The 25,622-nt window shown below is 38.7% G+C and carries 24 protein-coding genes and 2 pseudogenes; 4 read left to right on the top strand and 22 right to left on the bottom strand.

All coding sequences use genetic code 11. The annotated features are described in order from the left end of the window. Positions 1-78 precede the first annotated feature (78 nt). From ACFG4S_RS34170 to ACFG4S_RS34065, 22 genes are all read right to left on the bottom strand, one after another. Positions 79-954, bottom strand: a complete 876-nt coding sequence (locus tag ACFG4S_RS34170) for an AAA family ATPase (protein WP_392536273.1) — start codon at positions 952-954, stop codon at positions 79-81. Next, a complete protein-coding gene (gene holA, locus ACFG4S_RS34165; RefSeq protein ID WP_096585978.1) occupies positions 951-1,910 on the bottom strand; it encodes a DNA polymerase III subunit delta in 960 nt (319 codons plus the stop codon). Before holA ends, ACFG4S_RS34170 begins: the two co-directional genes overlap by 4 nt. 120 nt (positions 1,911-2,030) lie before the next feature. Then, positions 2,031-2,813: a hypothetical protein gene (locus ACFG4S_RS34160; RefSeq protein WP_190592083.1), complete on the bottom strand. Its 783-nt coding sequence runs from the start codon at positions 2,811-2,813 to the stop codon at positions 2,031-2,033. A gap of 88 nt (positions 2,814-2,901) precedes the next feature. After that, on the bottom strand, positions 2,902-4,719 hold the full coding sequence (locus ACFG4S_RS34155) for a 3'-5' exonuclease (protein ID WP_392536272.1): 1,818 nt from the start codon (positions 4,717-4,719) through the stop codon (positions 2,902-2,904). 156 nt (positions 4,720-4,875) lie between these two features. Further along, positions 4,876-6,165: a DNA polymerase III subunit gamma/tau gene (gene dnaX, locus ACFG4S_RS34150; RefSeq protein ID WP_392536271.1), complete on the bottom strand. Its 1,290-nt coding sequence runs from the start codon at positions 6,163-6,165 to the stop codon at positions 4,876-4,878. Positions 6,166-6,229: 64 nt separating this feature from the next. Beyond that, positions 6,230-7,564 carry a DNA polymerase III subunit beta gene (gene dnaN, locus ACFG4S_RS34145; RefSeq protein ID WP_392536270.1) on the bottom strand — a complete coding sequence of 445 codons (1,335 nt, stop codon included), beginning with the start codon at positions 7,562-7,564 and terminating at the stop codon, positions 6,230-6,232. Between the two features lie 79 nt (positions 7,565-7,643). Beyond that, positions 7,644-8,636 (bottom strand): DUF5895 domain-containing protein, encoded by a 993-nt coding sequence (locus ACFG4S_RS34140; RefSeq protein ID WP_392536269.1) that lies wholly within the window; start codon positions 8,634-8,636, stop codon positions 7,644-7,646. A 111-nt stretch (positions 8,637-8,747) separates the two neighbouring features. Beyond that, positions 8,748-9,035 carry a hypothetical protein gene (locus ACFG4S_RS34135; RefSeq protein WP_073600880.1) on the bottom strand — a complete coding sequence of 96 codons (288 nt, stop codon included), beginning with the start codon at positions 9,033-9,035 and terminating at the stop codon, positions 8,748-8,750. Between the two features lie 220 nt (positions 9,036-9,255). Then, complete coding sequence (locus ACFG4S_RS34130; protein ID WP_392536268.1) at positions 9,256-10,311, bottom strand: SAM-dependent DNA methyltransferase; 1,056 nt, start codon at positions 10,309-10,311, stop codon at positions 9,256-9,258. After that, on the bottom strand, positions 10,274-10,621 hold the full coding sequence (locus tag ACFG4S_RS34125) for a hypothetical protein (RefSeq protein WP_392536267.1): 348 nt from the start codon (positions 10,619-10,621) through the stop codon (positions 10,274-10,276). Before ACFG4S_RS34125 ends, ACFG4S_RS34130 begins: the two co-directional genes overlap by 38 nt. Continuing rightward, positions 10,618-11,301 (bottom strand): hypothetical protein, encoded by a 684-nt coding sequence (locus ACFG4S_RS34120; RefSeq protein ID WP_392536266.1) that lies wholly within the window; start codon positions 11,299-11,301, stop codon positions 10,618-10,620. Before ACFG4S_RS34120 ends, ACFG4S_RS34125 begins: the two co-directional genes overlap by 4 nt. Positions 11,302-11,345: 44 nt before the next feature. Further along, positions 11,346-12,203, bottom strand: a complete 858-nt coding sequence (locus tag ACFG4S_RS34115; protein WP_392536265.1) for a ThiF family adenylyltransferase — start codon at positions 12,201-12,203, stop codon at positions 11,346-11,348. Further along, positions 12,191-12,787, bottom strand: coding sequence for a Mov34/MPN/PAD-1 family protein (locus ACFG4S_RS34110; RefSeq protein ID WP_392536264.1), 597 nt, complete (start codon positions 12,785-12,787; stop codon positions 12,191-12,193). The genes ACFG4S_RS34115 and ACFG4S_RS34110 overlap by 13 nt, the downstream gene beginning before the upstream one ends. Before the next feature lie 2 nt (positions 12,788-12,789). After that, positions 12,790-13,512 carry a hypothetical protein gene (locus ACFG4S_RS34105; protein WP_392536263.1) on the bottom strand — a complete coding sequence of 241 codons (723 nt, stop codon included), beginning with the start codon at positions 13,510-13,512 and terminating at the stop codon, positions 12,790-12,792. Continuing rightward, complete coding sequence (locus ACFG4S_RS34100; RefSeq protein WP_392536262.1) at positions 13,509-14,237, bottom strand: hypothetical protein; 729 nt, start codon at positions 14,235-14,237, stop codon at positions 13,509-13,511. Before ACFG4S_RS34100 ends, ACFG4S_RS34105 begins: the two co-directional genes overlap by 4 nt. Positions 14,238-14,280: 43 nt before the next feature. Beyond that, complete coding sequence (locus ACFG4S_RS34095; RefSeq protein ID WP_392536261.1) at positions 14,281-14,703, bottom strand: hypothetical protein; 423 nt, start codon at positions 14,701-14,703, stop codon at positions 14,281-14,283. A 5-nt stretch (positions 14,704-14,708) separates the two neighbouring features. Continuing rightward, positions 14,709-15,191, bottom strand: a complete 483-nt coding sequence (locus tag ACFG4S_RS34090) for a hypothetical protein (protein ID WP_392536260.1) — start codon at positions 15,189-15,191, stop codon at positions 14,709-14,711. Between the two features lie 2 nt (positions 15,192-15,193). After that, positions 15,194-16,186: a bifunctional DNA primase/polymerase gene (locus tag ACFG4S_RS34085; RefSeq protein WP_392536259.1), complete on the bottom strand. Its 993-nt coding sequence runs from the start codon at positions 16,184-16,186 to the stop codon at positions 15,194-15,196. Between the two features lie 67 nt (positions 16,187-16,253). Next, a complete protein-coding gene (locus ACFG4S_RS34080) occupies positions 16,254-16,478 on the bottom strand; it encodes a hypothetical protein (protein WP_096585832.1) in 225 nt (74 codons plus the stop codon). A gap of 28 nt (positions 16,479-16,506) precedes the next feature. Next, a complete protein-coding gene (locus tag ACFG4S_RS34075; protein ID WP_392536258.1) occupies positions 16,507-17,253 on the bottom strand; it encodes a hypothetical protein in 747 nt (248 codons plus the stop codon). 100 nt (positions 17,254-17,353) lie between these two features. Continuing rightward, complete coding sequence (locus tag ACFG4S_RS34070; RefSeq protein ID WP_392536257.1) at positions 17,354-20,074, bottom strand: DEAD/DEAH box helicase; 2,721 nt, start codon at positions 20,072-20,074, stop codon at positions 17,354-17,356. A gap of 322 nt (positions 20,075-20,396) precedes the next feature. Next, entirely contained in the window at positions 20,397-20,750 is a 354-nt protein-coding gene (locus ACFG4S_RS34065) for a four-helix bundle copper-binding protein (protein WP_096585838.1), read from the bottom strand. 322 nt (positions 20,751-21,072) lie between these two features. On the opposite strand from ACFG4S_RS34065, the pseudogene ACFG4S_RS34060 reads away from it, so the two are divergent. The 4 genes and pseudogenes from ACFG4S_RS34060 to ACFG4S_RS34045 form a co-directional block, all read left to right on the top strand. Further along, positions 21,073-21,588: pseudogene (locus ACFG4S_RS34060) on the top strand (DUF305 domain-containing protein); the annotation flags it as partial. A gap of 84 nt (positions 21,589-21,672) precedes the next feature. After that, positions 21,673-23,160 carry an IS1380 family transposase gene (locus ACFG4S_RS34055; RefSeq protein WP_392530136.1) on the top strand — a complete coding sequence of 496 codons (1,488 nt, stop codon included), beginning with the start codon at positions 21,673-21,675 and terminating at the stop codon, positions 23,158-23,160. A 279-nt stretch (positions 23,161-23,439) separates the two neighbouring features. Next, positions 23,440-23,643, top strand: a pseudogene (locus ACFG4S_RS34050) (DUF305 domain-containing protein); the annotation flags it as partial. 311 nt (positions 23,644-23,954) lie between these two features. Further along, on the top strand, positions 23,955-25,622 hold the full coding sequence (locus ACFG4S_RS34045; protein ID WP_392536256.1) for an efflux RND transporter periplasmic adaptor subunit: 1,668 nt from the start codon (positions 23,955-23,957) through the stop codon (positions 25,620-25,622).

Genomic DNA, 25,622 nt, shown 5'->3' with positions numbered 1-25,622 from the left:
ATCTTTTATGTGTAAACAAATACTGCCAGCTAGAAATACTTCTAACTGGCAGTGCTTTTTGATAATGAGTGGGTTTTGTTATGGCAGAAGTAGGCTATCCCAAACGCTTCTGGGAGTAACGTGATGCAGCAATTGCCGTCTTGCCTGGGTGAATTTAGCTAGTAGCTTAGTGCTTTTTAATTTCTGCCACCAGTTGTATTGCAGGTAAGTAAGCAACCATAACTGCGTCTGGTGATTCCAGCTTGAGATGGAGTTACTTAAACTGAGTGCGTTGAGGATATCATCAGGAGGCACTTCCAGTTGACTTGTGATTTCTTGTGAAATGGAAGCTAACATTTTAATATTGGCGATCGCTTGACCAGGACTGCCCGAACTGATAGCTAGTATTTTTTCTGTTGCCTCAATCTGTTGGTCTTTAAGAACAGAAATAACCTCCTCATCAGTCAACCTTTGGAAAGGTATGATTTGACACCTACTCTTGATAGTGGGTAATAGCTTTTGAGGATAGGATGATATCAGAATAAACGTTCCAGTTTTGGATTCTTCCAGCGTCTTGAGAAGTTTGTTAGCGGCAGTAGGGTTGAGCATATCTGCTTCGTGGATAATCACTACCTTTTGCTTGCCCTCGACTGCACTAGTTGAGAGAAATTCAATTACCTCGCGCATATGTTCTACTCGGATAGCAGGGACACTTTTCTGCTGGGAGGTGTTTTCGGTATAGGTTGGTTTGATTTGTAAGATGTCTAGATGTTTAGATTCTCCTGCGATCGCGGATCGATTTCCTCTTGAGAGTATTGCATTTGCGAATGCCAAAGCAATTTTTCCTTTGCCCACTCCCTCAACTTCGCTGCTAAATAGATATGCGGGAGCAATTTGATTATGTTCAATTGCTTTAGTTAGTAGAAGTTTGGCGGTATGCTGTCCGATGATTTCTGTAAATAAGTCGTTTTTCATATCGTGCAAATTTCGATAATTCGGCTAGTTAAATTGTTAGTGCCGCTTTTGAGTTCGGTTTCGAGTTTTAAAAGTAAGGTAAGGCTGTTTTTCAGTTTTTGAATGCCTACAAAATTGATTTCATCTTTGAGGTAATACAATCTTTTGGGGTTCTTCAATTCGGCTATTTCTGCAATCTTCATGTCAGATAATTTAGCTTCTAAACCACCTTTAGTTATTAGCCAAGTGCGAAAAACTGACGTAAGAGTTGCTACTATTTTGAGTGGATGTTCATTACTATCTAGTAGTTTATCCACCTGCGCTATTGCCAAGTTTGAATGATTCCTTAACATAGCCATAGTAAGCTTTTGATACTCAGTATTGTGATTACTAACTAATTGTTTTATTTCCTCAAAGGAAATAATTTTTTCACTTGCATAAATAGCAAGTTTAGCAAATTCGCTATCGGCTCTTGCAGTGTTATTACCAATTGCTTCAACCAAATAATCAGTCACATCCGGTGTAAGTTTAACTTGATGGATAGCTGCATACTTCCCTATCAAATTAACTATCCCCTTTTTATCCCAACAAGGAACGAGAGGAAACTCTTCTTGTTGAGCATATTTTAAGATAGTTTTCACTACTGTTCTTCGGGAATCTGGCTTTTTGTTACTAGTAATTAAAAGAATGTTACTTGCAGGGATTCGAGAAAGTTGATTTTCAAGTCCTTGGTTATTATCCTCATTTGATAAACCTCCAATTAAATGATCGCTGTCTGTATGAACAATTTTATTACCATCTCCAAAGGGTAAAGTCATAACCTCAGTAAAAACCTTGCTAGCAATATTTTTCTCATTTCCAGATAGCTTGATGTAGTTAAAAGCTTTCCATTCAGTATGAACATTTTGATTCACCAAATGGTTTATTTTTTGATTGAGCGAATAGGTATCTTCGCCGTAGTATAGGTATACTGGCATCACAAATTAGATAAACATCTAATTATCATGCGTTAGTTATAAGCAGTGGTTAAAAAAAGAAGAGTTAGTATTAACTCTTTCTGCTTGGTATTTATTATGTGTGACCAGTAAATACCTTACTTAAGTTTGTGCTGGTTGTACGAAATTTTGAATTGAGTCTTTCTCAATATGGTTCTCTACTGGTTTATTACCCAAGTATCTGCGCCAAGAATCTAACTGTTGAAGATACTCTATTACTCCACTAGAACCAGCTACCTCGTATAGTGTAATAGCTGTTTCCCATTCCTTTAAGTCGGCTTGTTTCTCTGAGAGAATTTTGACTATAGCTTCGGGAAGTTTAGTGTCTTTACCAGTATCTAAATTTAAGTGTGGTGTGTTTTCTAGTAATATTTTTTGTCCAGATAGAGTAACACCATCATCTTCTATATTTGTAGTATGAAGTTGAATACTAATCTCTGTTAGAGGAAGAGTATATTGAAGAAATTTTTTAACTTTTTTGGTTTGAGTATTTCTCCTTTTTGGTTTAATGATAACTGGGTTGTTTGGTTCTGCAACTTCGTAACATTGAGGGAGTTCTAGAGAGAGTTGACCTGTTAAGTGCCATGATGCGCTTCGTTTTTCTGGTGGGGTAATGCGATAAGAGAACTCAGATGTTTTCCTGGGGTCGCCAGACTTTCTTAATTTGACCCACATGTTGTAGCTGATAATTCCTTGAATGTAAGTTTTCGGGTCTAATATTACTGGGTTTGTGTTTTCCCACCACTCAATTTGAACTACGCGATCGCCATCTAATTCGTAGATAGTTCTAACTCTGGCATTAGGATGAGACGACAGGAATGAGTTTACCCAAGCCCTTTGCTTTTTATTAAGCCTGGGCTTGCGAGAAGAGGATTTATTTTTCATTAGTTACAGACAAATCAGAATGTATGAATTTGAAAAACCTTTATATTTAGTGCCTTCAAAATTTACCTAAAATCTCAACTTTGTTCATTTAGAAAAGAGATAACTGACGCTTGTTACTTTCTAGCGTTATAGGAGCAGCTATTTTGAGGATTTCTTCTCGCCTTTTTTCAATAAGGTGAAGATAGTATTGACGTGAGTAATTTTCATTACTGCTGATATTGGTTATGCCACTAACTCCGTAATAGTAAGTGACTACATCTCTAGGTTTCCCTAGTTTGAGAATTTCTTTTTCGCCCTCTTTAATTTTGCGTGTGATTGCAAGTTTTTCTTTTGGATATTCCCTTGATAAAATCTGGGATTTGATGTGTGCATAATAATCTTCTGCTGCTGATACATTTTGAATTAGCAGGGTTAAATACTCAATAGAAAACTCTTTCTCCAATTGAGAGCGATCGCGGTTGCGCCAGTTGCCTTTGGTGATGATTTTCCCGTCTGGAAGCCATAAAAGGTAATTTTTGGTTCCCCGTTCGGGGATAAACATAGCGTCAGCAATAAACTCTAGCTTGACAGTTATCCCTTTAGGCAATTGAGATTGAAGTAAACTACGTACTTCTTCTGGGTTGGGATGGGTGAAAAACACTCCATCGGTGTCAACTTCCACAGGAGTACCGCCGTACCGCGTGATAATTTCAATCATTAGCTTGAGTACTTTTCGACTGTAGGCTGTAACTAATGCAGCAGCCTCCATATCATTGAAGGCGAGTTCAGAGGTGCCTAAGAATCCAAATTCGGAGTTAGCTAAAACCTTGACTGATTCTCTTTTTTCCTTAGCAGCAACATCTCCAGCAGATGCAAGTTGTTCCAACCTAAATTTTTCATTTACCAAATATTGCAGAATACTTAGCCCAATACGTTCTGTATCTTTAATTGAGCAAATACCCTTGTCTAGCATTGCCCAGGGGTGCATTGAGCTAATATCTGTATATCCAACCCTTCTATACAGTCCAGGAATAGAGTAAGCCATCCCTCCTTGGAATTTGTACTTGCGATCGGGTTTTGGTTTATAATCTGGATAATGATGCTCAAATATTCGTTCCCATTTAGTACCGTTACCAGCAAGTGTTAGCTGCTGGAGGTTCATTTCCGGTACAATTAGTGCTTCGTAATAGTATGAGGGTACAAGTCTATTCGCAATTAGCCGGGTGTCTTCGAGGTCGTACACAAGATACTCTTTCAGGCGTTTCCATCCCTTACTGTTGGGGCCATCTTTCCAACAACCGAGGATTTCCTCATAGGGAAGAACTAGCCTAGTGTTCTGGCGCAGTCCCATGTCCAATACAGCCTTTTTGAGCGATCTGCCGTTAGTTAGCTTTTTGGCTATGAAATCCCACCTGAGAACACAGATATAGATGTCTACGTGTTGGCTATTTCGGATGAACACCTCCTGAATTTTTAGTGGCTCACCCCGTACTTGGGCGGTACGAATAGTCCGAGATTTGGATGCAACTTGAAATGGGTGTTTTATACCGTGCAAGTTGCATCGAGTAATAATAAATGGAATATCAAATGCCATCCCGTTATATGTGAAAATTACATCTGGATTTCTTTTACTGAGATGGTTGATAAATTTGGTCAGTATTTTAGCTTCTGAGATATCCATGAAAATAGTAGAATATCCCAATGAATCCATACAACCAATAGCATAAATACGGCTTTCAAATGGGTTTATTCCTGCTGTTTCGATATCAACAAATATTTGTGAAAGTTCCTGATACGGCTTGAGTTGTATTTTGGGCTGCCAAGGTTTTATTGGAGAGGGGTCTTTCCAATAAATGTTTAGTTTGTCTTCATCGACAACGATTATCCCTCTAGATTTTTTTACAAAATCTCTGTGGTTATAACTCATTAATTAGAGATTTTCCTAATTCATGTTGATATTAATTTTTAACTATCAACTTAACTGCGTATGCTGCTGTGGTAGTAAATGTTAATTTATTTGGTTATTTGATTGAATACACAAAGAAATATAGGGTTATAACCATAGCTATAACCCTCCTTAAAATTAAGCTTGCTGTAATTGTTTTTGTTGCAGCTTTTGGACAGCTTCTACCCAAGCAGGTGCCTTTTTACCATTAATAGGTGTTAGCTTTTGCCAGTGTTCTTGTAACTGCGCTTGTGTTAAGTGGGGTAACTGTTCCTTGCCCCAGTTAATCGCATCTTGAGCAGTTTTCCAATCTTTCCAGGGTTGTGATTGGTGACTATCCTTGGTGGTTGGCACTATCTCGATAAGTGTAGCTTCTAACCAAAGGTGCGCGTCTTCATCCCGCATGAGACTTTGGCGTGCCATTAAAATTGCGATCGCATTTCGGATCTGGTCAATATTCCACAACTGCGAGATACTTACTAATTCCTCCCATGTGTCCTCTTCTAGCTGCGTAAGATGTCTGCCATTGGGATTAGTTTTGCACACAAGTAAGTCTTTGAGGAAGTTGACAAGACTTGTATGGATGGCAGTTGGCTGTTTACCAGATTCAATCCAATCTTGGAGAATGCCTAAATTGCCCGTAATTTCTCCTTTGATGATATTTTCACAGACGGTGAGTAAATCGTATTCAGGAATAGTGCCTGATAGTTCCCAAACCCAGTTAGAGGTAATTTCCTCTTCACCTAGTAAGGTTAACTGGTCTAGTAGTTTAAGTGAGTCGCGCAGATGTCCCTTGTTTGCTTTAGCTACGGCGGTAACTGCTGATGACGCAATGTTGATACTTTCTTGGTGAGATATTTGTTCTAGGTAGCTTGCAACTAGCGAGACAGGAACTCTCTTAAAGTCAAACTTTTGGCAACGGGAGACAATGGTTTCTGGAACTTTGTGTAACTCGGTTGTGCAGAAGATAAATACTACATGACGGGGAGGGCTTTCAATGGTTTTGAGGAGTGCTTGCCACGATTGGCTACTTAGGGCATGACATTCATCAATAATGAATATTTTGAATCTACTCTCCACTGGTGCAAATTGGATAGTGGATATAAGCTCTCGGATCAGTTCTACCCCACTATTGCTTGCTGCATCCAGTTCGGTTACATCAACAGAAGAAGATGCTGTAATTCCCTTGCATGAATTGCATTCTCCACAGGGCTTAGTTTTCGGTTCATTGCTTGATTGACAGTTGAGGGATTTAGCGATGATGCGGGCGGTACTGGTTTTGCCTGTACCTTTGGGGCCGCTAAATAGGTAAGCAGGTGCAATCTTTTGGAGAGCGATCGCATTTATGAGAGTGCGAACGATATGTTCTTGCCCAATAACTTCACTAAGAGTCTGGGGACGATATTTAAGATGTAGTGGTTGGTACATAGTTTTAATGACTAAAAGTGTTTTATTTACTCCTTACCAACTGCACTGATAAGGAGTTTAATTTTTAAGCAGTCGCGGCTTCTTTTTTCGTTCGTGACGAGCGTGAGGTTGACTTACCTTTAGTAGTATTTTGTGCTACTAAAGATGGTATTTCTGTTTCAGAATTGTCACTATCATCTGTTGCCTGTGCTACATCTGTTAATTCTTCAGTGCTAGGCTCAGGTTGAGTGCTGGCTTCTGTCTTTGTACTTTGGTTATTTAACTTTTCAAACCCCTGCTTAATTTCTACAGGCATTACCAGATACAACTGATTGAGCAGTCCTCCCATTGGGCAGATAATGACTGGTTGCGTGGGTTTGTTACACCGCACCACGATTTCGTCAGTACTGATGTGCTTTAATCCTTCGAGAAGGTAGTCGATATTTAATCCAATACTGATGTTTTCTGAATGACTAGTTGCTGGTTTCATCAGTACCGAGTCAACTGCATCCCCGATATCAGTAGCTTCGGTGTAAAGTGTTGCCTGTGTAGCTTTCAATTCCCAAAGAATTTTGACAACCTTTTGCTTGCGTTCAGCTAGATAACTTACCCGCTTCAGTGCGCTCTCAAATCCCTTGCGTTCTAATGTAAATTCATACTCAAATGTTCTGGGAATCAAACTATTGATTTTGGGGTATTCTCCCTCTAAAAGTCGGGAAATGACCTTTGTATTAGGAAGACTAAACTCAATAGTTTTATTTGATAGAAGAATATTGCACACGCTCGTATCGACACTTTGAGAGAGAATTTTGTTTAACTCGCCAAGTGACTTACCTGGAACAGTAAAGTCAATTGGTTCAGAATATTCGCTATCAAGTGTTCCTGTGACTAGTGCTAATTTGTGACCATTTGTACTAGCAGCTTGCCACTTATTGGTATCAATTTTGAAGTTGACACCAGTTAAAACTAACTTTGTTTCGTCACCATTGGTGCAATAGAGTGTCCCTTCAAGTGCAGCTTGGAGTTTCTTGGCACTTAAATTTACTTCTATTGGATTTTTTCCCTTGGGAAGAGTTGGAAACTCGTCAGGTTTTCCACCAATCAGACGGCATTTACCGCTATTGTGAGTAATTATGCAGGCTTGGTTTTCTACCTCTAAGGTAATTTCTCCTCTGACATTGTTAATAGTGTCAGTTAATAGTTTGGCTGGTAGTGCTACCTGACCTGAAGTTTCCACATTTGCGGTTGTTGTAGTATGAATTGTGAGATTAAGATTTGTTCCTGTTGCTGATACTATCCCATCTTCATTTGCTATCAGTAAGATATTTCCTAAAATTGGGTCAGTGGGCTTAGGACTAATTGCGAGATAAGCGGTTTCTAGAATTTCTGCAAGTTTAGATTGTTCAATGCTTAGTTTCATTTGTTATTTTGCTTTTAGTAGATGATGTTTTAACGGATGCTATTTCTAGCACCCTTTTTGGTTACATGAGATAGTTGTTTTAGTAGGGCAATGCTTCCATCTCAGTACTGTAGGCTGTATAAGTCTGGCCTGCTGTACTAGGAGGAAGTGCTGCTACTGGCATATCAGCTGCACCTACCAGGCGATTATGTTCTGCTACAACAGTTGATGTTTTACCGATGCGGTGAGAGAATTCGGGGTTTGCCTGCATTGTGGTTTGGATATCGATTTCTTTGCCTTCTGAGAAGAATTCGAGAAAATCGCTTCCATCGGGGTTTGGTGATTTATAGGAAGTGACAACTGCTACCCAAGATTTATCTCTTTGATTGACTGCTTCTTTAGGTTCAAGAGATGGCGTAAAGGTGGGTTGAAATACACCGAGGCGATGAAACTCTGCACGTTTTTCAGCGACAGTTGTATCAGTAAATCGGGCGAATGCAACCTCTAGTTCGCGTTGGAACTGTTTATAAGCCTCGCCAAATTTTGATGATGCAACGCCTTTAATTGATAGGACAATTGGTACTGAGTGCAGGTTATGATTATTTTCATCAACAAGTTGCAATAAGTAGAACCTTCTCAATACTGCGGCATCTTTGCCAAGTGCTTGGTACATTTCGTACCCATCAGGTGATTCGTACACTCCTACAATTTTGCCATCATCGCGCTGTTCAATATATCTGGGAGAAACATCAAGAATGTGCATCCTGGGCGATTGCAATAACACTCCCATTTCTGGCGTGCCACTAGAGAAGGTGTGCTTGTGTGTAGGTTCTTGTCCTTGCCAGTTAATTGCTGCTAAGTATTTATCTTTGATAAACAACCCGACTTTTTCTGCTTCCATGTGGTTAATGACTTGGCAGATGCAGATGTTACTAATCGGCGCATTGTACTCAGAATTTGCAAATTTAGAAATAGCTAATTTACGCTTTTGTATGTTTGTACTATTTTGAACTGTTTCTTCAGGGGGTTCAGACTGGGATACTGTGCTTTCTTCAGTAGCAGAATTAGTAGGCTTTGTTTGACTTTTTGGCATAATTTTAATTAATTGAAATCAATCTTTAATGCGTAAAGCAAAAAGTAGTTGTAAAAAATAAAAGTCGTCTGTTGTTAAGACGACTTGAAAGATTGATTGATGCTTAGTTATTTAGATAAACTTTTCATCACACTCTCCCCTTAAGTCTGTAAAGCTGTCAATGCAAGTATCTCCCTGAATAATTTCAGTTTTAGTATTTATAAGTGTCTGGTATATTTGCTGAAGACTGATGATAATTTGTCTAAGAACAGATGTGTTTTCAGTTGTGAAAGTCAGTGACACAGATGCCATGCTTGAATTATGAATTGCGACTGTTTGTTCTTCAGGAGATCCATAACTGGTTATTTGGCTGTCTTTACCAGGAATAAATCTATAAGAAGCAATAGTTTCAATTGCCATATTTATCTCCTTGTTCGTTTGGGTTTGATTTCAAGCATTTTATTACTAAGTTTGGTGATATTACTGACCTTCCAACCAGCAAGCTTGCACTTATTAAGTGCTACTTCTAACTCTTGCTGTGTAAGAATTTTGTATCTCATATATTGTCCTCATATAGGGAAGATATAAGTGACATATTTAGTTTTATCAATCTGGCAGTATGCCATGCGTTTGTAGTACACTATGGTTTAATGAGTTTAATGATTCTGGTAGCTACGTTTGTAGGGTTATTTGAACTCAAGAAGGCATCTTGATCTACCATTTCTACATAGCTATTATTGGCTTGTAGCCAGCCTTTGAAGGTTTTGTACTTACGATTGAAGAAAACTGATTCAGGTATAACTGAAACTAATACGCCACCCGTTACGAGTAACTTCCAAGCCTGGTAGATATGTTGGACAAGTTCACAAAATGGAGGATTCATGATACAGGCATTGTATAAATGATTGGGGTTAAACTCCAGAAAGTTTTTCCCTACGAGATTCAATCCTTTGAGTTCTAGAATTTGTCGTAAATCATAATTAATCTCAACCACCTCTAGTTGAACATTAGGGTAGGTATTAGTGATATACTCAGCAATATTTCCACTACCAGCACTAGGCTCTAAAATTTGCCAATTTGGTTTAATATCTGCCAGTTGAACAAGCCGTTGACAGACTAGTTTAGGAGTAGGGAAGAAATCTCCATCTTTCATCCCAATGATTTCTAACTCAAGCTTATTGAGTAGTTGCTTGGTAGTATCAATTGCTTCAGGTTTTACTAACCGTTGAATTTCTGTTATTGCGGATATGATTTCGCTTGGTGTATGTAATCCGGCGCGACTCAAAGACTTTACCCAGTCTTGGTAATATTCGCCTGCCAATTTTTCTTGGACTTTCTGAATTGTTTCTCCCATTTGGGAAATTCTAAATAGGGCTTCTACTTGCGATTTGTGAGATATACCGCGTAGTATTGGTGGGATATTTCCTACTTCCCACATTTGTGCGATCGCAAATAGCCAAGACTGAATAATCTCAAGTTCAATTCCTTCTTGGATTATTCCTTGAGCTATAGTTTTACGACGCTTTGTTATCCTTTGATTTCCAATAGCAGGATTTTTCTTTTGGTCGATTGTTGGCTGCATGGAAGCAGCTAAATTACGGAGTAATTCTGCTTTTTCTAAGTTAGGAATATTAAAAATATCTGCTATGGGTGAATTATCATCGTTGTAGGGTAGATTTAGTAGAGATAGTTGCATTGCTTGATTCCTTTAAATCTTTGACGGCGCATTCAAGAATTAGGGAGGTTGGCACATTCCAAGCTTTTACCTCCCATTCAGTAGCTAATCGTTCTGAGTGACGGATAACTGCACTACTACATTTGTTTTTTCTGACAAGCCAATCTCTAAACTTTTCTGCTGGTTTTTTGCTATCGAACCCGAAGTAGCTGGTTTTTCTATTTCCCAAGGGGTCAGTAATAGTCGCTACCCGACGCGAGAGAATATTTAGTGTCCAACCACTGTTAGGAGTGAGTTCGATTTTCGTGATATTTAATTCTGTTGGATTCATATTTCAACTTCAGGAATTGCTGCTAAATATTCCATAGTTGATATTTCTTTTGCTAACCATTTATCATGTGCTTCTTGAGGGTTCATTTTGTGGGTTAAAAGTTTTTTCTCATTGTCATCTTTTACAAAAGGATCGAGTGTTTTTTCTAGCCGGGCTTTGAAATTCAAATGTTTATATTCAGAATAAGTAAACTGATAAATACTATCAGTATTAACGAACAAGTAAACCAGGCTAATTTGCTCCAATGGTATTCCAGTTTGTTCGTATAGGAGAAATAACCTCAGTTGAGTTTGCCATTTGCTCTCAAGAATTTCAAATTTCGGAGGTTTTTGAATTGTCCAATCAAATCCAACTACTTGATTTTCACCATAGATAATGAGGTCGCACTCGCTGTAGAGAAGAATATCGTGGTATAAATATTGAAGTTGAGCGTTCCATTGTTTGTTGCCAGGAATATTTAGAAAAGGTTTTACCTTATCGACCCAGTTATTAATTTGGGGGTATGCCTTCAATAAAGCTTCGACTGGTAGCCCTAACCCAATTTGTTGCATAATGAGGTGAAACTGACCGCCAGCAACTTCAGATTCGCTTTTGACAGTTAGATTACGATAATTTATCGTTGATAAATATTCTGGATTCTGTTCAACTAGTTCAAGCGTTTTGTGATTAAATCGATTCATAAAAATATATCCCAAATTTAGTTTTTGGGATATATTTGCGTAAGCTATTTGTGGTAATTTGGCTGTGGAATATAGTATTTTTTGAGTTGGTCGATGCTTGTATATAAACTTCTAGTTGACATTGCTTTGAGGTCAAAATAACTGGCGAACTTTTTCAACCCCCCAGTGAGGGTTAATTCAAGTAAATACTGGGCTGCGATCGCACTCGTCATTTTATTGACGAATAGTGATTGATAATTCCGTGCTTGAATTTCTGCACATGAAAGGTTGTTGTCGCTAAGTTCTTCTGGTTGAGGAACTAGCAGTTCTGGGTGAACCAGCACCGGGGAGGGAAGATGCAACCAGAATTGAGGTTTGTCTGGGTTATTGGAAGCTTGGACTATATCAAAATTAGAGTGCGTTCCAATTACTACTTGTCCAGAGTAGTTGCTGTTTCCACAATCCAGCCAAAATAGAGATGCTGGCTCATTTGCACTGTTGATTTTGAGAACAGAGTGAATTTTGCTCCTGGCTGTGCTGTTATCTACACAGCCAATAATTACCGTTATGGTATTCCACCAACTAGCCGTGCGAATCATGTCTTCTTCAAACCAGTCGCAAACGGCTGTAACCTCTATTCCATACTTGGCACTGCATCTTGCAGCCAGTGTTTCTGCCTTTGGTAGCCCAATTTCAGCTTGTTGATAATTTTGGCGGCTGATATTTTTGAGTTCGACAGCATCGCCATCAACGATCGCAAAGTTAATTTCTTTCTTAGTGCGCTGGAGTTGCAGAATAATTCGACATAAATCTTCTGCAAGAAACCCGCCTGTTCCTCCTACTCCTACTAAGACGAAGTTGATACGAGTATGATTGCGAGGTAAGACGGGTAAAGCTTGTTGGTAAGTAGTTAATTCGAGCATTTTACCTGTGGCGGCAGTTCAAATATTTGATTGGGGTTGATGTCGAAAAAGTGGTTGTATATCCCGATGCGGGTATAAATTGTGGGAATGGTATTCAGTGTGCCAATAATTGCGAACACTCGAAATTTGCCTTTTTCTTCTTGATTGTCTGCACTTGAAGGATAAGCAGCTAGAGTTCCATGACTGTGCATTTCCACAAAGCCATCTGTATAGTTTTTATTGAGTGCGCTTTCTAAAGATAAGACGTGAGTAGAGGACGCGGTTTGCAGTGGTGTGTGACACCACCATTGGTTGTTTGTCACTCCCAAGTAGAATAGGATTTCCTGTTGGGGGTTGATACTAGCAGCATTGATAATCTCGGCGATCGCTTGGCAAGGAACTTTTGGGACTTTTAGACGAAAGTAGGGTTCAAGGGGTTGGAGTCCAGCAACTTGAGTTTGAGTCAGTTGCAAGCAAACCTCTAACTCGCGGCGGTGCGATCGCAAGAAAAGCCCATTTGCTGCCAGCCAGTATTCCTGGAGTTTTTGACTGTAGGGAGGAAAGTTATTACTTGTAGCGAGGTGATAACCGATAAAAGGATTCATTGTTAACTGAACAAATGATTGATAATGTCTTCTGGGGTTGTGACTTTCCAGCTATGAACGGGAACAAGGTCACTTGAAGGGTAGGATTTAGCTTTAGATTCGTGTAATTTGATTAGCTGATTGCAGATATTATCGAGATGAGTTTTTGACTTGCCTTGAGACAAATCCTTGTTAAAAGGTGATTTCCAGAACAAATTCCAAACTTGGCTTATGGTTGCAGCACTGCACATACTGAGAGAATTTCCCCCAAAGCAAATACTAGAGTCGTCCCAAACGTTAGGTAGAGGAGGCTTGTACAGTTGTGCGTTTGGTTTAAATACCCTCCCTTTAACTGCCCACAGGTAATATCTACTACCGCATCCAGCAAATAAAAATGCAGGCATTGGTACAGTAATTACTTCAGGTTCCTGTCCCATAATTTGAATTTGATATTTTTGGGGAGAGTAAAACTGAATAATGGCCTCTCCCTCTGGATTTTTACCCCACCAAATCGTGTTGCTAGAAAGCCATCCAGATGCGGCAGTTTTACTTGTAAAAGCTTTCTCTACTGCTTCAGGAGACAAGAATTTATATTTAGACTCTTTGCCTTCGCGTTCGACTAAAATAAACTGTCCTTTGAGGATAATTAACTGCCCTAGTAAATCATTTTGGGGAATATTGGCTAGCAGAATTTGGGAGATATTTTCTAAGTTAATTATTGGTAATATATTTGTGTCTACATTCATGCTTTTGATGCTTGGTTCCAAATTTTTACTGCTGCTTTTCGAGCAGAAAGAGATGTTTCTAACAAATGGCTAACCTCATTTGATTTCTCCAACATCAAGACGGCTTCTCGCCACTTTTGAGCGAGAAATACGATATTGTCATAAGTCCATTCCAGCCAATCGCTTGTTTCACACGTAATATCTAGCCAAATATTTTCAGTCGAGTAATCTATAATTCGTATGGCTATATCTAAATATTGCAGGGGACTTTTGTAACGACGACACAGCTTTACGAATTTCTCAAAGTAAATTTCTTCTGCTGGAGCAATGTAATCAGGAGTAAAACCAAAATTTAGTTTCCATTGGCTGATATTGTACCCTTGCCCCATCAATGAAAGTAGGAACTTCTCCGAGTATACCAGTTCCTCAAAATCTTCATTCCACCATTCAAGTCTTTGTGGTGAAACTAGAATACTATCACGTTCGGGATTAAACTCGATTTCATCGATATATTCTACTGGGAATAGATTTTCATTCACTAGGTTAATAAATTCAATTTCTCTATCTAGGTAAGCACTAGTTGGATGTGATTGTTTATTAATAGGTATAGTTGATTCTAACCATTTTTCTGGAAATAATCTTTGATACAGGCTTAAAATATTTACTCGTTCGGAAAGATTTTCTAGGTAATTAATTGCTGTTAGACAAGTAATAGGTATTTTGAAGGAGTGGATGTTGCCAAACATAATTAATCAGCCGCTACGAGTTATAGCGGCTATAAATTTGTGATTACAGTACAGGATATTTACTCGTAATAGCAGGTTGCTGTTTAAGGCTTTGAGCAACTTTTTCGCTGTAAGTCTCCCAAGATTGGCCGAGCTTGATAGCTTTATCTATCTCAGGTTGTAAGGTAATTAAATTTTCGAGACTAATTTGACTGTTTATCTCTAGAAGCTTTATCTGCCATCCTAACTTTAGTGCATGATTTATTTCTTCATAACTATTTTTCAATTCTCTAAATAGATTTCCCTTAGTACCTGCTTTTTTTACTAAACGAATTGAAACTGTATCATCAGTTGTTTGTCGTTCAATTTCGGCATTAGCATACTCTGGAAAGTAGACGCTAATGGCTGTTTTGAGGGTATTGTCATCCTGGGCGATCGCCTCATCCAGAGAAATTTCTTGTCCTTCGATAATAGCAATGTACTTCATGGTAATTAAAATAGTGACAGTTGGTTGTTAGGTGCAGGTTTTTTATCTTTATCTTCAGGTAGGTTACGCTTTTGTACTTGTCTGGATTGTTCCTGTCGATTCTGCTCTGTAGTCTGCTTTTCCATCCTTTGTTTGCAAATATTTAGCATTTCTGGGAGAGATTTTTCTAAATCATTTAGCCAGTTATTTATGATAGGCTGAGATTTAATCTCAGCTAGAGGAATTATCTTAATAATCGGAGGTGCATCTTGAATTCCAATTGAGACAATTGCTTTTTCAGAATTTGGTGTTAACTGAATTGTGATTATGGCGGTTTTGGTAAAAGTTATCCCGCTAGATGAATCTTGACTTATAACTTTAGTATTTACTGATTCATCTAATGTTTCTTCTAAATTTAGATTATCCTGAATCTCAGGATTAAAATCTTTACTGCTATAGTTATCTTCAAAGCCAGTTATATTCTCGTCATGTGATGTTTGATTACTCATGATTAAGAGAGATTAGCTAATCTAAATAAAGTGCGGATGGTGATACCTGTCTTGTTAAAAGACTGCCATTTGTAGGCGCATTCGCCTGGTTTGTACTTAGGAGAAAGTTGGCTCCAGGTGTCCCATGCTTTAAATAAAATGGGACTAACACTCTTGAGTGCCATCCCGACTTGAATCCACGAATGGTAGTCATCTGCAAACCGAGGGTGGATGACTTCAAGTAGTACAAGTGCGGTTTGAATATTGGTTTCTATTGAGGGAATTAAATGAGCGTACCTATCTACCCCATATCTGCGGTTATATTTTTCTTTGGGTAGGTTAAACTTTCTTGTTTTCTCCTGTTTGGCAAGCATTTGGGCAATTACCCAATCGGGAGCTATTTCTATTTGCCTTTCAGATGGACTACAGCCGGGAAGCCATTTGTAATTTCTACCTTCTGGGTGAAAGGACGGGGGGAGGATTGAAGCTAGGTTTTTGCCTCGAAACTCCAGGTGTTCGTCCTTCCCAGTTTTGATTTTGCGAGATTTTACTTCCCAAGCTTTTGATTTGGGAATGAGGTATAGGCGTTGGCTGCGATATTTCCTCCCAGAGGTAAATGCAATTGTGGGAGGGAGATATTTTTGAGCGCGATCGCATAACGACTCCATAGGAGTTTCGCTGATGGGTGTTAGCTGATTAAATTCTTCTGGTTCAGAATGTTCGTTAATTTGGATGATTTGTCGCCAGGATGTTTCCCCATCGCAGTCAATAGCTACTAAGTATCCTTCGGGATGATTGAAACCGCATACCAAAGCTACACCAGTGGGTGTGATAAATCTGTTATTTGTCCAAACTTTTAGCCGACGGCGGATGAGTTCAGTTTGTAGTTCTTTGGGAGAGTAAGTGTTTTTTTCCCATTCTTTCCCTAAAGGACGTTTACCAAAGGTAGGAACGATTCGCCATTCTTCGGGTAGGTTGTCAAGCGAAGATACCAAATGACGGATTTGGGCGTGCATGAATTCATGTGGCTAATTATTTCGATAATTCATGCACGAGTGCGTTAGTGACCGTAGTGGTTTGAGATTATGACTGTGGTGCTAATTGATGGCCAGCTTCAACTAGCTTAACAAGTGTATTTTGGTCAAACGCTTTGATACCGGATACAAATTGTTGCCACTGCTGCCATTTCTCTTTTGAATAGGTGTGGTTAGGGTCAAAGTTGCAAACTTGACAGAATTTATGAAAATCAGCATTCCAGTGAAACGTACAAATACCTGTTATGAAATAGTTGATTTGTTGCTCGTCCATGATTAATATTTCAGATAGTGATTATGTTTTAAGCTAACCTTTTGTTAAGTGCATTTTCGACTTGGTAAGTCCCAAGAGTACAGTTTGCATTGCAAGGAAAGGTAGGAAATTCAAGATGGTTATTCATAGTTTTTGTTACCTTGCACAGTACCATTATTCCCTCCCTACCCTTCTTTTTTTGATTGTGATAGTAGCTGATAACCTCAAATTCATTATTGCCAGCCTCAAATTTACTTCCTCTATATTGAGAGATAGCCTTGTTCCAATCTGGTTGCCAGAGCATGAGTGTATCTATTGCCATTGCTCTCACAGTTGGATTATCTAATTTTATTAGGATATCTGGTAAGTAATGACATTGCTTGGCAATTACTTCTCGTGCGTAATTTATCAGCCAATACTCTGCTTCTCTTAAAAGAGCTTTTGATTCAAGATTTTGGCACACTTCATCGTAAACCTTAGACATTAAATATGCCCTTTGTTCAAAAACCATCCCATTAGTTCGCAGTTTTAAGTCTGATGGATAATTAATTATCAAATCAGCTAGTTCATCACTGATTTTGGGAAGAGGATATTTATTATAGTGTTGGGTTTCAGGATGGGATATTTTCACCTGATAACCTAGATTTACAGCATGATTGATAATAAAATCAATATTGTTCGACTCGACAAAATCTCCTATTTGAAAATTTGTTTCTATAAGTAAATATGATGGTGCATGAATAATTTGAAACCTTTTGGGATTTGGATTTGAATCAGCTAATAGTTCGACGTACATCACTTATTCTCAAAACTTTCATCAATCTTGTGCGTAAGCGATGTATGTGGTTGAATTACTAAAAAAATAATCCTACCCAAGCTGGATAGGATTATCTTAACTATTGATTAATAGTTCTTGTCTCTGTTGGATTAATTATTCCCTTGAGTAGAGATAACCCAACTGATTTAAACAGTGCTTCGTTATCATCAGGGCAGCGTTGAATTGTTGTACAAGAAGAGCAGCCGTATTTACAAGGACAATTATCGACTAGAAACTTTGCCTTAATAAAGGCAGTCTCTAAATACTTGATGAGGGTATCGCACATACCTGTACCATGTTCACAAGTATCAAAGAAATAGCCAACTATCTTAGTATTAGACGGCACTTCTACTAACATGAAATCTATATCTCGACTGTTTGCTCCATGTTCGACAAGTGGTAAACTGAGTATAAGGTGATGAGCGAGAGTATGAACGCAAATTTGGGTTTCATTGCTTTCAAATAGTTGTTTCTCCTCATGGGTAATATATTTCTGTTTGTTAAGTATCTCTTTTCTGTGATTTTTGACCAAAATTGAAAAATATTTTCGTGCATCAGCGTTAATTTCAACCCTGACACAGAATGTATTGTAGTTAAGAGCAAGTGATTCTTCGTATTTATTTTCCTCCAAGAGTTCGACAAATTCTCGTTCAATCAGTTGGGTTTTACAAGTAGGGCAAGTTTGTAAATGCCCAGGTAAATTTAAATTGAAATTGCGACATCTGTTATTAGTGCAAGTCCATTTTTGTTCCAGTCTGTACAAGTTGTAGCCATAAATTTCTTCTTTGATTTTGGCTGAAACAGGTGTAAATCTAGCAGCCCCTTGGGGAAGATTGATAATTTTGGCTTCCCCGACAATTTTAATTTCCTCGAAATTTAAGCTTCCTTCAGGACGACTAAATAAATTGGTTGCTTCAATTGGCTTGAGAATTGCTTTCCCTTCGGTTAAATTTAGCTCTTTTGATTTATACTGTACGGGGTTGCCATCAAAGTCTTGAGCAAGATATATTGCACCAGGGTAAACTTCTCTTAGTGCAGAAGATGCCGAACTTTCCTCAAACTCTTCTGCGCTATCTTGATTGATATAACTGATGTTTTGGTCAGTGTTACCTCTAACTTTAATTTTTGAGTGGACATAACCGAGATTTCGATTAGTTGTCAGTCTTTGATTGTAGCTGAAGATTAGTTGATTATCACCGATTAACTGTCGGGCGATCGCATTACCAGAATTACCAAAATGTCGGGCAATTTGAGCTTGTGTCGGTTTACTTTCTTTGCAACAAGCGAGAATATGCTGCTCCAAAGTTGTTTCATAATTGTGGTTAAAGTTGATAATTTCTGGAGGATCGGATAAAAGGCGTTCTGGGTAATTGGCGTAGTAAGAATCCATAATCGACCTTTTCGACGGAATAAACACCAATAGTCCTGCTTCCTGCCTCCCCGCACGTCCTGCCCTTTGGCGAAAGGCAAGAATTGAGCCAGGGTAACTATGTACGATAGTTGCATCAATACACCCAATATCTAGACCCGCCTCCAAAGCACTTGTGGATATAATGAACTTGACCTTCCCGCTTTGTATATCTGCAATAATTTTGTTACGCTGATTTGCCTTCATGCTCCCATAAAATGCTGAGATGGTTTCTCCCAGGTGGGGCAGTTGCATCTCGATTAAAGCTTTACGTATGGCATTAGTTAAAACCTTAACTAGTTCCCTACTATCGCAGAAACAAATCCCGACGATGCCTTTACTTACGAGCATAGCTGCGACTTGGGCAGTTTGGTAAAATGTATTGTTCCGTGGTTTGAGGCTAATAAAAGTAATCTCCGAGCGTTTTGCCCCACTTTGGTCAATAATAGCAAGGTTACTTTGTTCTTCTCGATTAGATATCTTCTGGGCAATTTCGCTGCTGTTACTAATTGTTGCAGAAGCGAAGATGTACTGTAATTTTGAAATATCATTACCGACAGATTCTATCATGAGTTGAGTTCGCCGATTAAGTAGTGCAAAATGCGAACCAAATATGCCTTGATAAAAGTGCATTTCGTCACAGACTATAATTGAAAGTTTTCTAATAGTTTCTCTAAATCCCCAATTTGAATCGAATTGAAAGTTGTTAAGTTCGTGGTTCCATACATCAGGAGTCACGCATAAAATTGAGGGTTTATTGCTGTAAAGTTGTTTGCGCTCTTGGGGAGGAATATCTCCATTAATATTGAGAATTTGGGGGCGAATATTTTCATTTAAGTGGCTAACAAAGGAACGTATTTTCTCTACTTGGTCAAATGCAAGTGCTTTCAAGTTAAAGAATATTAAAGCTGATTTACCCTTTAGACACTCATGAATGATTGGAATGAGAAAAGAGATACTTTTACCACTGCTGGTAGGAGTTTGAAGAATTATATCTTCTCCTTTTTTGTAAGCTTGCCATGCCTCGACTTGATGAGAGTATAGTTGGGCGATTCCTGACTTACTTAAAGCCAGTTTAACTAGAGGGTGAATATCATCCGGGATGGGATAAAGTTTAGCTTCTTGAGCAGGAATTACTTCGCAGTTTTGTAGTTTTCCAGATCCATCAAGAATAGCAGCTATCTCTTGGTAGAGAATGCTTTTACCTGTTGGTGCTTGGTTTAGAGGTAATAAATTACCGTTATTTACCTCATGCTCCCAGTCAAAAATAATTTGATTTAAACTGCCCTTTTTAAAGTAAAGGTTTTTCTCAATGATGGCGGCGATATGGATAACACCATGTTCTTTGGAATAAACCTGCTTATTTGCTTCTAACCATTCAGGTTGGTTCATAAAAAATTACCTACTTGCTGTTTTAGCAAATAGGCGTTAGTTAAAGTCGTAGTTTCTATTATCACGACTTTTTTATAGTAATTTATAATAGGTAGTTACAGCTTCTAACAAGAAATTTAATTACATATTATATTTGAGTAAATTTCAATACATCTAAATTAATTTAAAAAATAAAAAGTATTTGTTTAAATATAAAATATTTGTATCTTAAAAGCATAAGCAGTAAAAAATATAATAATGCTGTTTAGTACTTTTATTTAAATTGCGATCGCTGACCGCAGCATAAATAAATTGCAACGCAGCAGTCAGCAATTATACATACTTACACCATAGCTGTAGCCATTTGGCGACAAGACTCGGCGCAGCGACGACAAGATGCAGCACAGCGTTTACAATGGTCGCTATCGTGTTTTTCACATTCGCTAGCACAGCGATCGCAAGCTTCCGCACAAATTTCACACATTTGAGCATGGAGAGCAGAATTGCGCGACATGAAACGGGCGCAGAGAGCGCAAGTATCAGCACAGTCTCGGCATAGTTTAATACATTGAGCCATCATCTGTACCATATTGCTATTTAAGCAGGAATCGGCACAGTTTTCACAATCACGTAAGCAATTAAAGCAAGCTTCTATGCAAGTTTCAAGCAAGGATTGGTGAGATTGAGTTGTCGTCATAATTATACCTCCGATTTCAGGTTATCAATTTCACAAAAGGCAGTGGTCATACCTTTTCGCCTTTAAGTTAAAAAATTACTAATATGCTTGCCTCTGTCTCGTGATATAAAGAATATTTATTACTAATTGACTATAACTATTTCATCCTAATTTCATTTAAGTATGTATAAGTAGTTTTGTAATTAAAAACTTTAGTACAAATTTCTAATCTTTTATAACTGCTGCGTGCCATAAACAAGATTAGATTTCATCCTGATTTCATTTTTGTCTGTCAAACTATATAGTGGCAACAGTATATTCTAAATAATTAGTTATTTTGCAAATGTTTAATTTAACAAATAGATTTTTGTCATTAGCCTTAGTAGCGATCGCCTCTTTGAGCAGTAGCGTGTTGACAGCCTGTTCTACAACTAATTCTCAAAACCAGGCATCAAACCCTAATACCACCGCTACTGATACGAGTGACAAGCAACCGATGAATCACGACGGTGGCATGATGAATCATGGTGCTGGCACGATGAACCACAACATGACAATGGATTTAGGTTCAGCCGACGCTAATTATGATTTGCGCTTTATTGATGCGATGATTCCGCACCATCAAGGGGCTGTTGATATGGCAAAACAAGCACTTGAGAAATCAACACGTTCTGAAATCAAAAAGCTGGCTTCGGAAATCATCAAAGCTCAAGACCAAGAAATTGCCCAGTTAAGGCAATGGCGAAAAGCGTGGTATCCCTCTGCAAGTAGTACCCCAGTAGCTTATGATGCGAAAACAGATAAAACAGTCCCAATGCCTCACGAGCAGATGCAAGGCATGATGATGAATATGGACTTAGCCCGGATTTCTCACCAAGATTGAAAGAAGAGGGTCAAAAACTGCCAAAATGTATGTTGCAAAAGAATTCCAGCAGCTTAAAGCATGACCCCAAGTAAAAATCATTCTATACCGGAACAGTTCATATTTGGACAAGCAAAGTCATGTCCAGTAGTAGTTAATTTCAAGGGTGAGCCTGTAACATCGGATGCAGGATTAGCATTAATTGCGGAACTAGACAGAAAAAGAAAAATAACATCACGATTGGCAGGATGTTTCAAAGATTACAGAGACTCAAATAAAGTTTTACATCCAGTTCATAACTTAATAGCACAAAGGATATATGGCTTAATCATGGGGTATGAGGATATAAATGACCATGAAACCCTACGTCACGACCCAATATTCGCACTCGCGGTAGGAAACGTTATTAACTCAGAACAAGAATTAACCACTTTGGCAGGAAAAAGTACCCTAAATCGTCTCGAACATTGTCCAGAAAATGTATATTCGAGAGAAAATAGTCGGTATCACCGTATTGAGTATGACGCTCTGGCGATAGAAACACTTTTAGTTGAGCTATTTTTAGAATCTTATAAGAAGCCACCGCGACAGATAATAATAGATTTAGATGTGACGGATGATTTAGTACATGGCGATCAAGAAGAAACATTCTTTAATCCCTATTACAGGGGATATTGTTATGCTCCACTTTATCTTTTCTGCGGTAAACAAATACTAGCAGCAAAGCTTCGTGCATCGAACTTAGACCCAGCAGCATGGGGGTTAGAAGAATTACAAAGAGTAATAAAAATAATACGTTCACGATGGAAAAATGTCAAAATTATTATTCGTGGAGATAGTGCTTATTGCAGAGAAGAGATAATGGCTTGGTGTGAGTCTGAGAGTGATATAGATTATGTGTTGGGAGTTCCGGAAAACCCTCGTTTACTCCAACTATCGCAATCAATAAAGTATCGTGCATCCCAAGAATATTGGAGAAAAATTCAACCTATAGTCGAGTTTTTTGAAAGCTTATTTCCTGGAACACCTGATTTAAAAAAAGATGCAGCAGAATTTGTTGATAACTCAGTGTGGTATTGTTCTCTGGACTATCAAACATTAGATAGTTGGAGCCGTAGCCGTCGTGTTGTAGCCAAGGTAGATTATGGCAATGAAGAAGTCAAGACTCGCTTTGTTGTGACTTCGCTCCCTGTTAAGAAGATTCCTCCAGGACAACTTTATACTCAAAAATACTGCCCACGAGGCAACATGGAAAATTGCCTTAAAGAACAAAAGTTAGATTTACAAAGTGATAGAACAAGTACACATACATTTGCTGGAAATCAATTACGTTTATGGTTTACAGCTATTGCCTACATTTTAATGAATTTCATGCGAGAGAAATGTTTAGTCAATACAGAATTCAAGAATGCAACGATTGGAACTATACGCACAAAAATATTAAAGCTAGGGGCTGTTATTGCGATTAGCAAAAGACGAGTTTTAATCGAAATTAGTCGTGCTTGTCCTTACAAGGAAATTTTGGCGACAATTTATGAGCTTTTATCTCGACTTCCTTGCCCTGGATAATGAGAAAATTGGTTTTATAAGTAATGGCTAATTCTGGTTTTAAATAACTATTTTCGGGGTGATTTTGATTAATTTAACCTAACAATTTGTCATATCAATTTTTATCACTATTTTTTGTGCTTAAGTATATTTTGTGTCAAAGGTATTTTATATATCTTTTTTACTTCGGTTTTTACTGCTAAATATTTTTAATCGGCGGTGAATTCAACAATGTGTCAATTAATTTATCCTAAATCTGGCTAATCCAGGTGTTTTTTTCTCCCTCGTGAGAAATCCGGGTTAGGATCTGCCGATACTGAGTTTGACTTGCGGTTTATAAATGCGATGATTCCGCACCATGAAAGTGCGATCGCAATGGCTAAAGATGCATTGAGTAAGTCTCAGCGTCCTGAAATCAAGAAATTGGCTCAAAGTATCATTGATTCGCAGCAAACAGAGATTAACCAAATGAAACAGTGGCGCAAGTCCTGGTATAACCAGTAAGCAAAATTATCTGTGTTAAGCAGAAAGTAAGTGTGCAATACCAATAAAGGTATTGTTTCGCCTTTAAATTCCAAGTATGTGTAGGGTGATTTCAGCAATTGTTCAAGCTTGATTTCATCCTAATTTCATTTCTCAATGAAAGACTAGTAAAAGAGTGCATTTGGTGAAACTTAAAAGCACTTTTGAGCGATTGCAAGGGAGCGCAGTGCCGTAAAGCCCTGCGGGCATAGCTGCGCTTACCGCGTAGCGTCTCCGACAGGAGAAGGCGATCGCAATTCCTTCTGTCCCATATCCAAGGGCTTTTAATAGCGATGTCTAACTCTCTGCGTTCTCAAACATCTACAGCTATTGGTTGTGTGTCTAGCACATTACTGAGCCTGCTGTTATTAGCAAGTCCTACACTTGTTATGGCTCATGGCGGACATGGAAATGAATTTCAAGGAGGAAGTGAAGCCACCTCAACTAATAATTCTATTCAAGTTGATGCCGACACAGCCAAACGGCTAGGGATTAAAGTCGAGCCAGTTCAACGCCAAAGGTTAGTGATCGGCATTAAAACCACTGGACAAATCGAAACTCTTCCCAACCAAAAAGTAGAAGTAACTACTCCAATACAGGGGGCGAAAGTCGTTGAATTGTTGGTAGAACCTGGTGCATCAGTCAAAAAAGGTCAGCCTGTTGCTGTTGTTACCAGCCCAGATTTAGTGACATTGCGTGTAGAATCTCAGGATAAATTAGCACAAGGTCAAGCTGATTTAAAGCAGGCAGAAGCCGACTTGAGACTAGCTCAACAAAATTATCAACGATATCAACAAATAGCCGACTCGGAAATTGCCCAAGCACAAAGTCAAGTTGACTTTGCTCAGGAGAAGTACAACAAAGACAAGCAGTTAGCTGATACAGGCGCTTTACCCCGTCGCAATGCCTTGGAATCTCAAACTCAGTTAGCACAAGCAAAAGCCGAACTCACTAAAGCCAAAAGCCGCCGGGATGTTATTGAAGCCGAAAATCAACTCAAACGCGCTCAAGCATCAGTCGAGCTAGCAAAGTCAAATATTAATCGTAGTAATACTAGTTATCAAACTCGACTTGCTCAACTGGGAAATCTTCCCAATGCTAAAGGACTAGTGACAGTAACCGCGCCTATCTCTGGTAAAGTTGCTGATAGAGAAGTGACTATTGGGCAAACTTTCAATGATGCTGGTGGCAAATTAATGACGATTGTTAATGACAGTCAGCTTTTTGCTACAGCTAACATTTATGAAAAAGATTTAAACAAGGTAAGAACTGGTCAGAGAATCAGTTTAAAAGTTGCTAGTATGCCAGATCGTACCTTTTCTGGACGAATTTCTCGAATTGGTACGGTGGTAGAAGGAGAAACAAGAGTTGTACCAGTTCAAGCAGAAGTAAATAATTCAAGCGGACAGCTCAAACCAGGAATGTTCGCAGAGCTAGAAGTCTTGACAGACCAAACGTCCTCTGCCACTTTAGCCATTCCAACTTCAGCAGTAGTTGACGCGAATGGTAAAAAAGTTGTGTATCTGCAAAATGGTAATGCTTATCAGCCTGTTGAAGTCACCTTGGGTCAAACCTCTGGAGATACAGTTGAGGTCAAGAGTGGCTTATTCGAGGGGGATATGATTGTGACTGTGCGCGCACCGCAACTTTATGCACAATCATTGCGGGGTGATACTAAGACAACAGCAGACGAACATACACAAGCTCTATCCCAAACAACAGAGGTGAAATCTACCTTACCAGTAACGTTGTGGTTGCTAGGAGCAGGTGGAGGAGTTGCAATAGCTGTTGTAGCTTTCATGGCAGGTCGTCGCAGCAAGCCTCAACTGGTTAAAGTAACGCCAGAACTTGCCTACAACATACCAGAAAATTCTGCCAATGATTCGATAAACCTAGATGATAACCATCGTGCGCCTGAAGAATCAAAGGTCATAATCATCACTAAAAATACTCAACAATAA

This window comes from Nostoc sp. C117 (assembly GCF_043099735.1).
GTDB lineage: Bacteria > Cyanobacteriota > Cyanobacteriia > Cyanobacteriales > Nostocaceae > Nostoc.
This window is presented reverse-complemented; position numbering and strand designations above follow the sequence as displayed.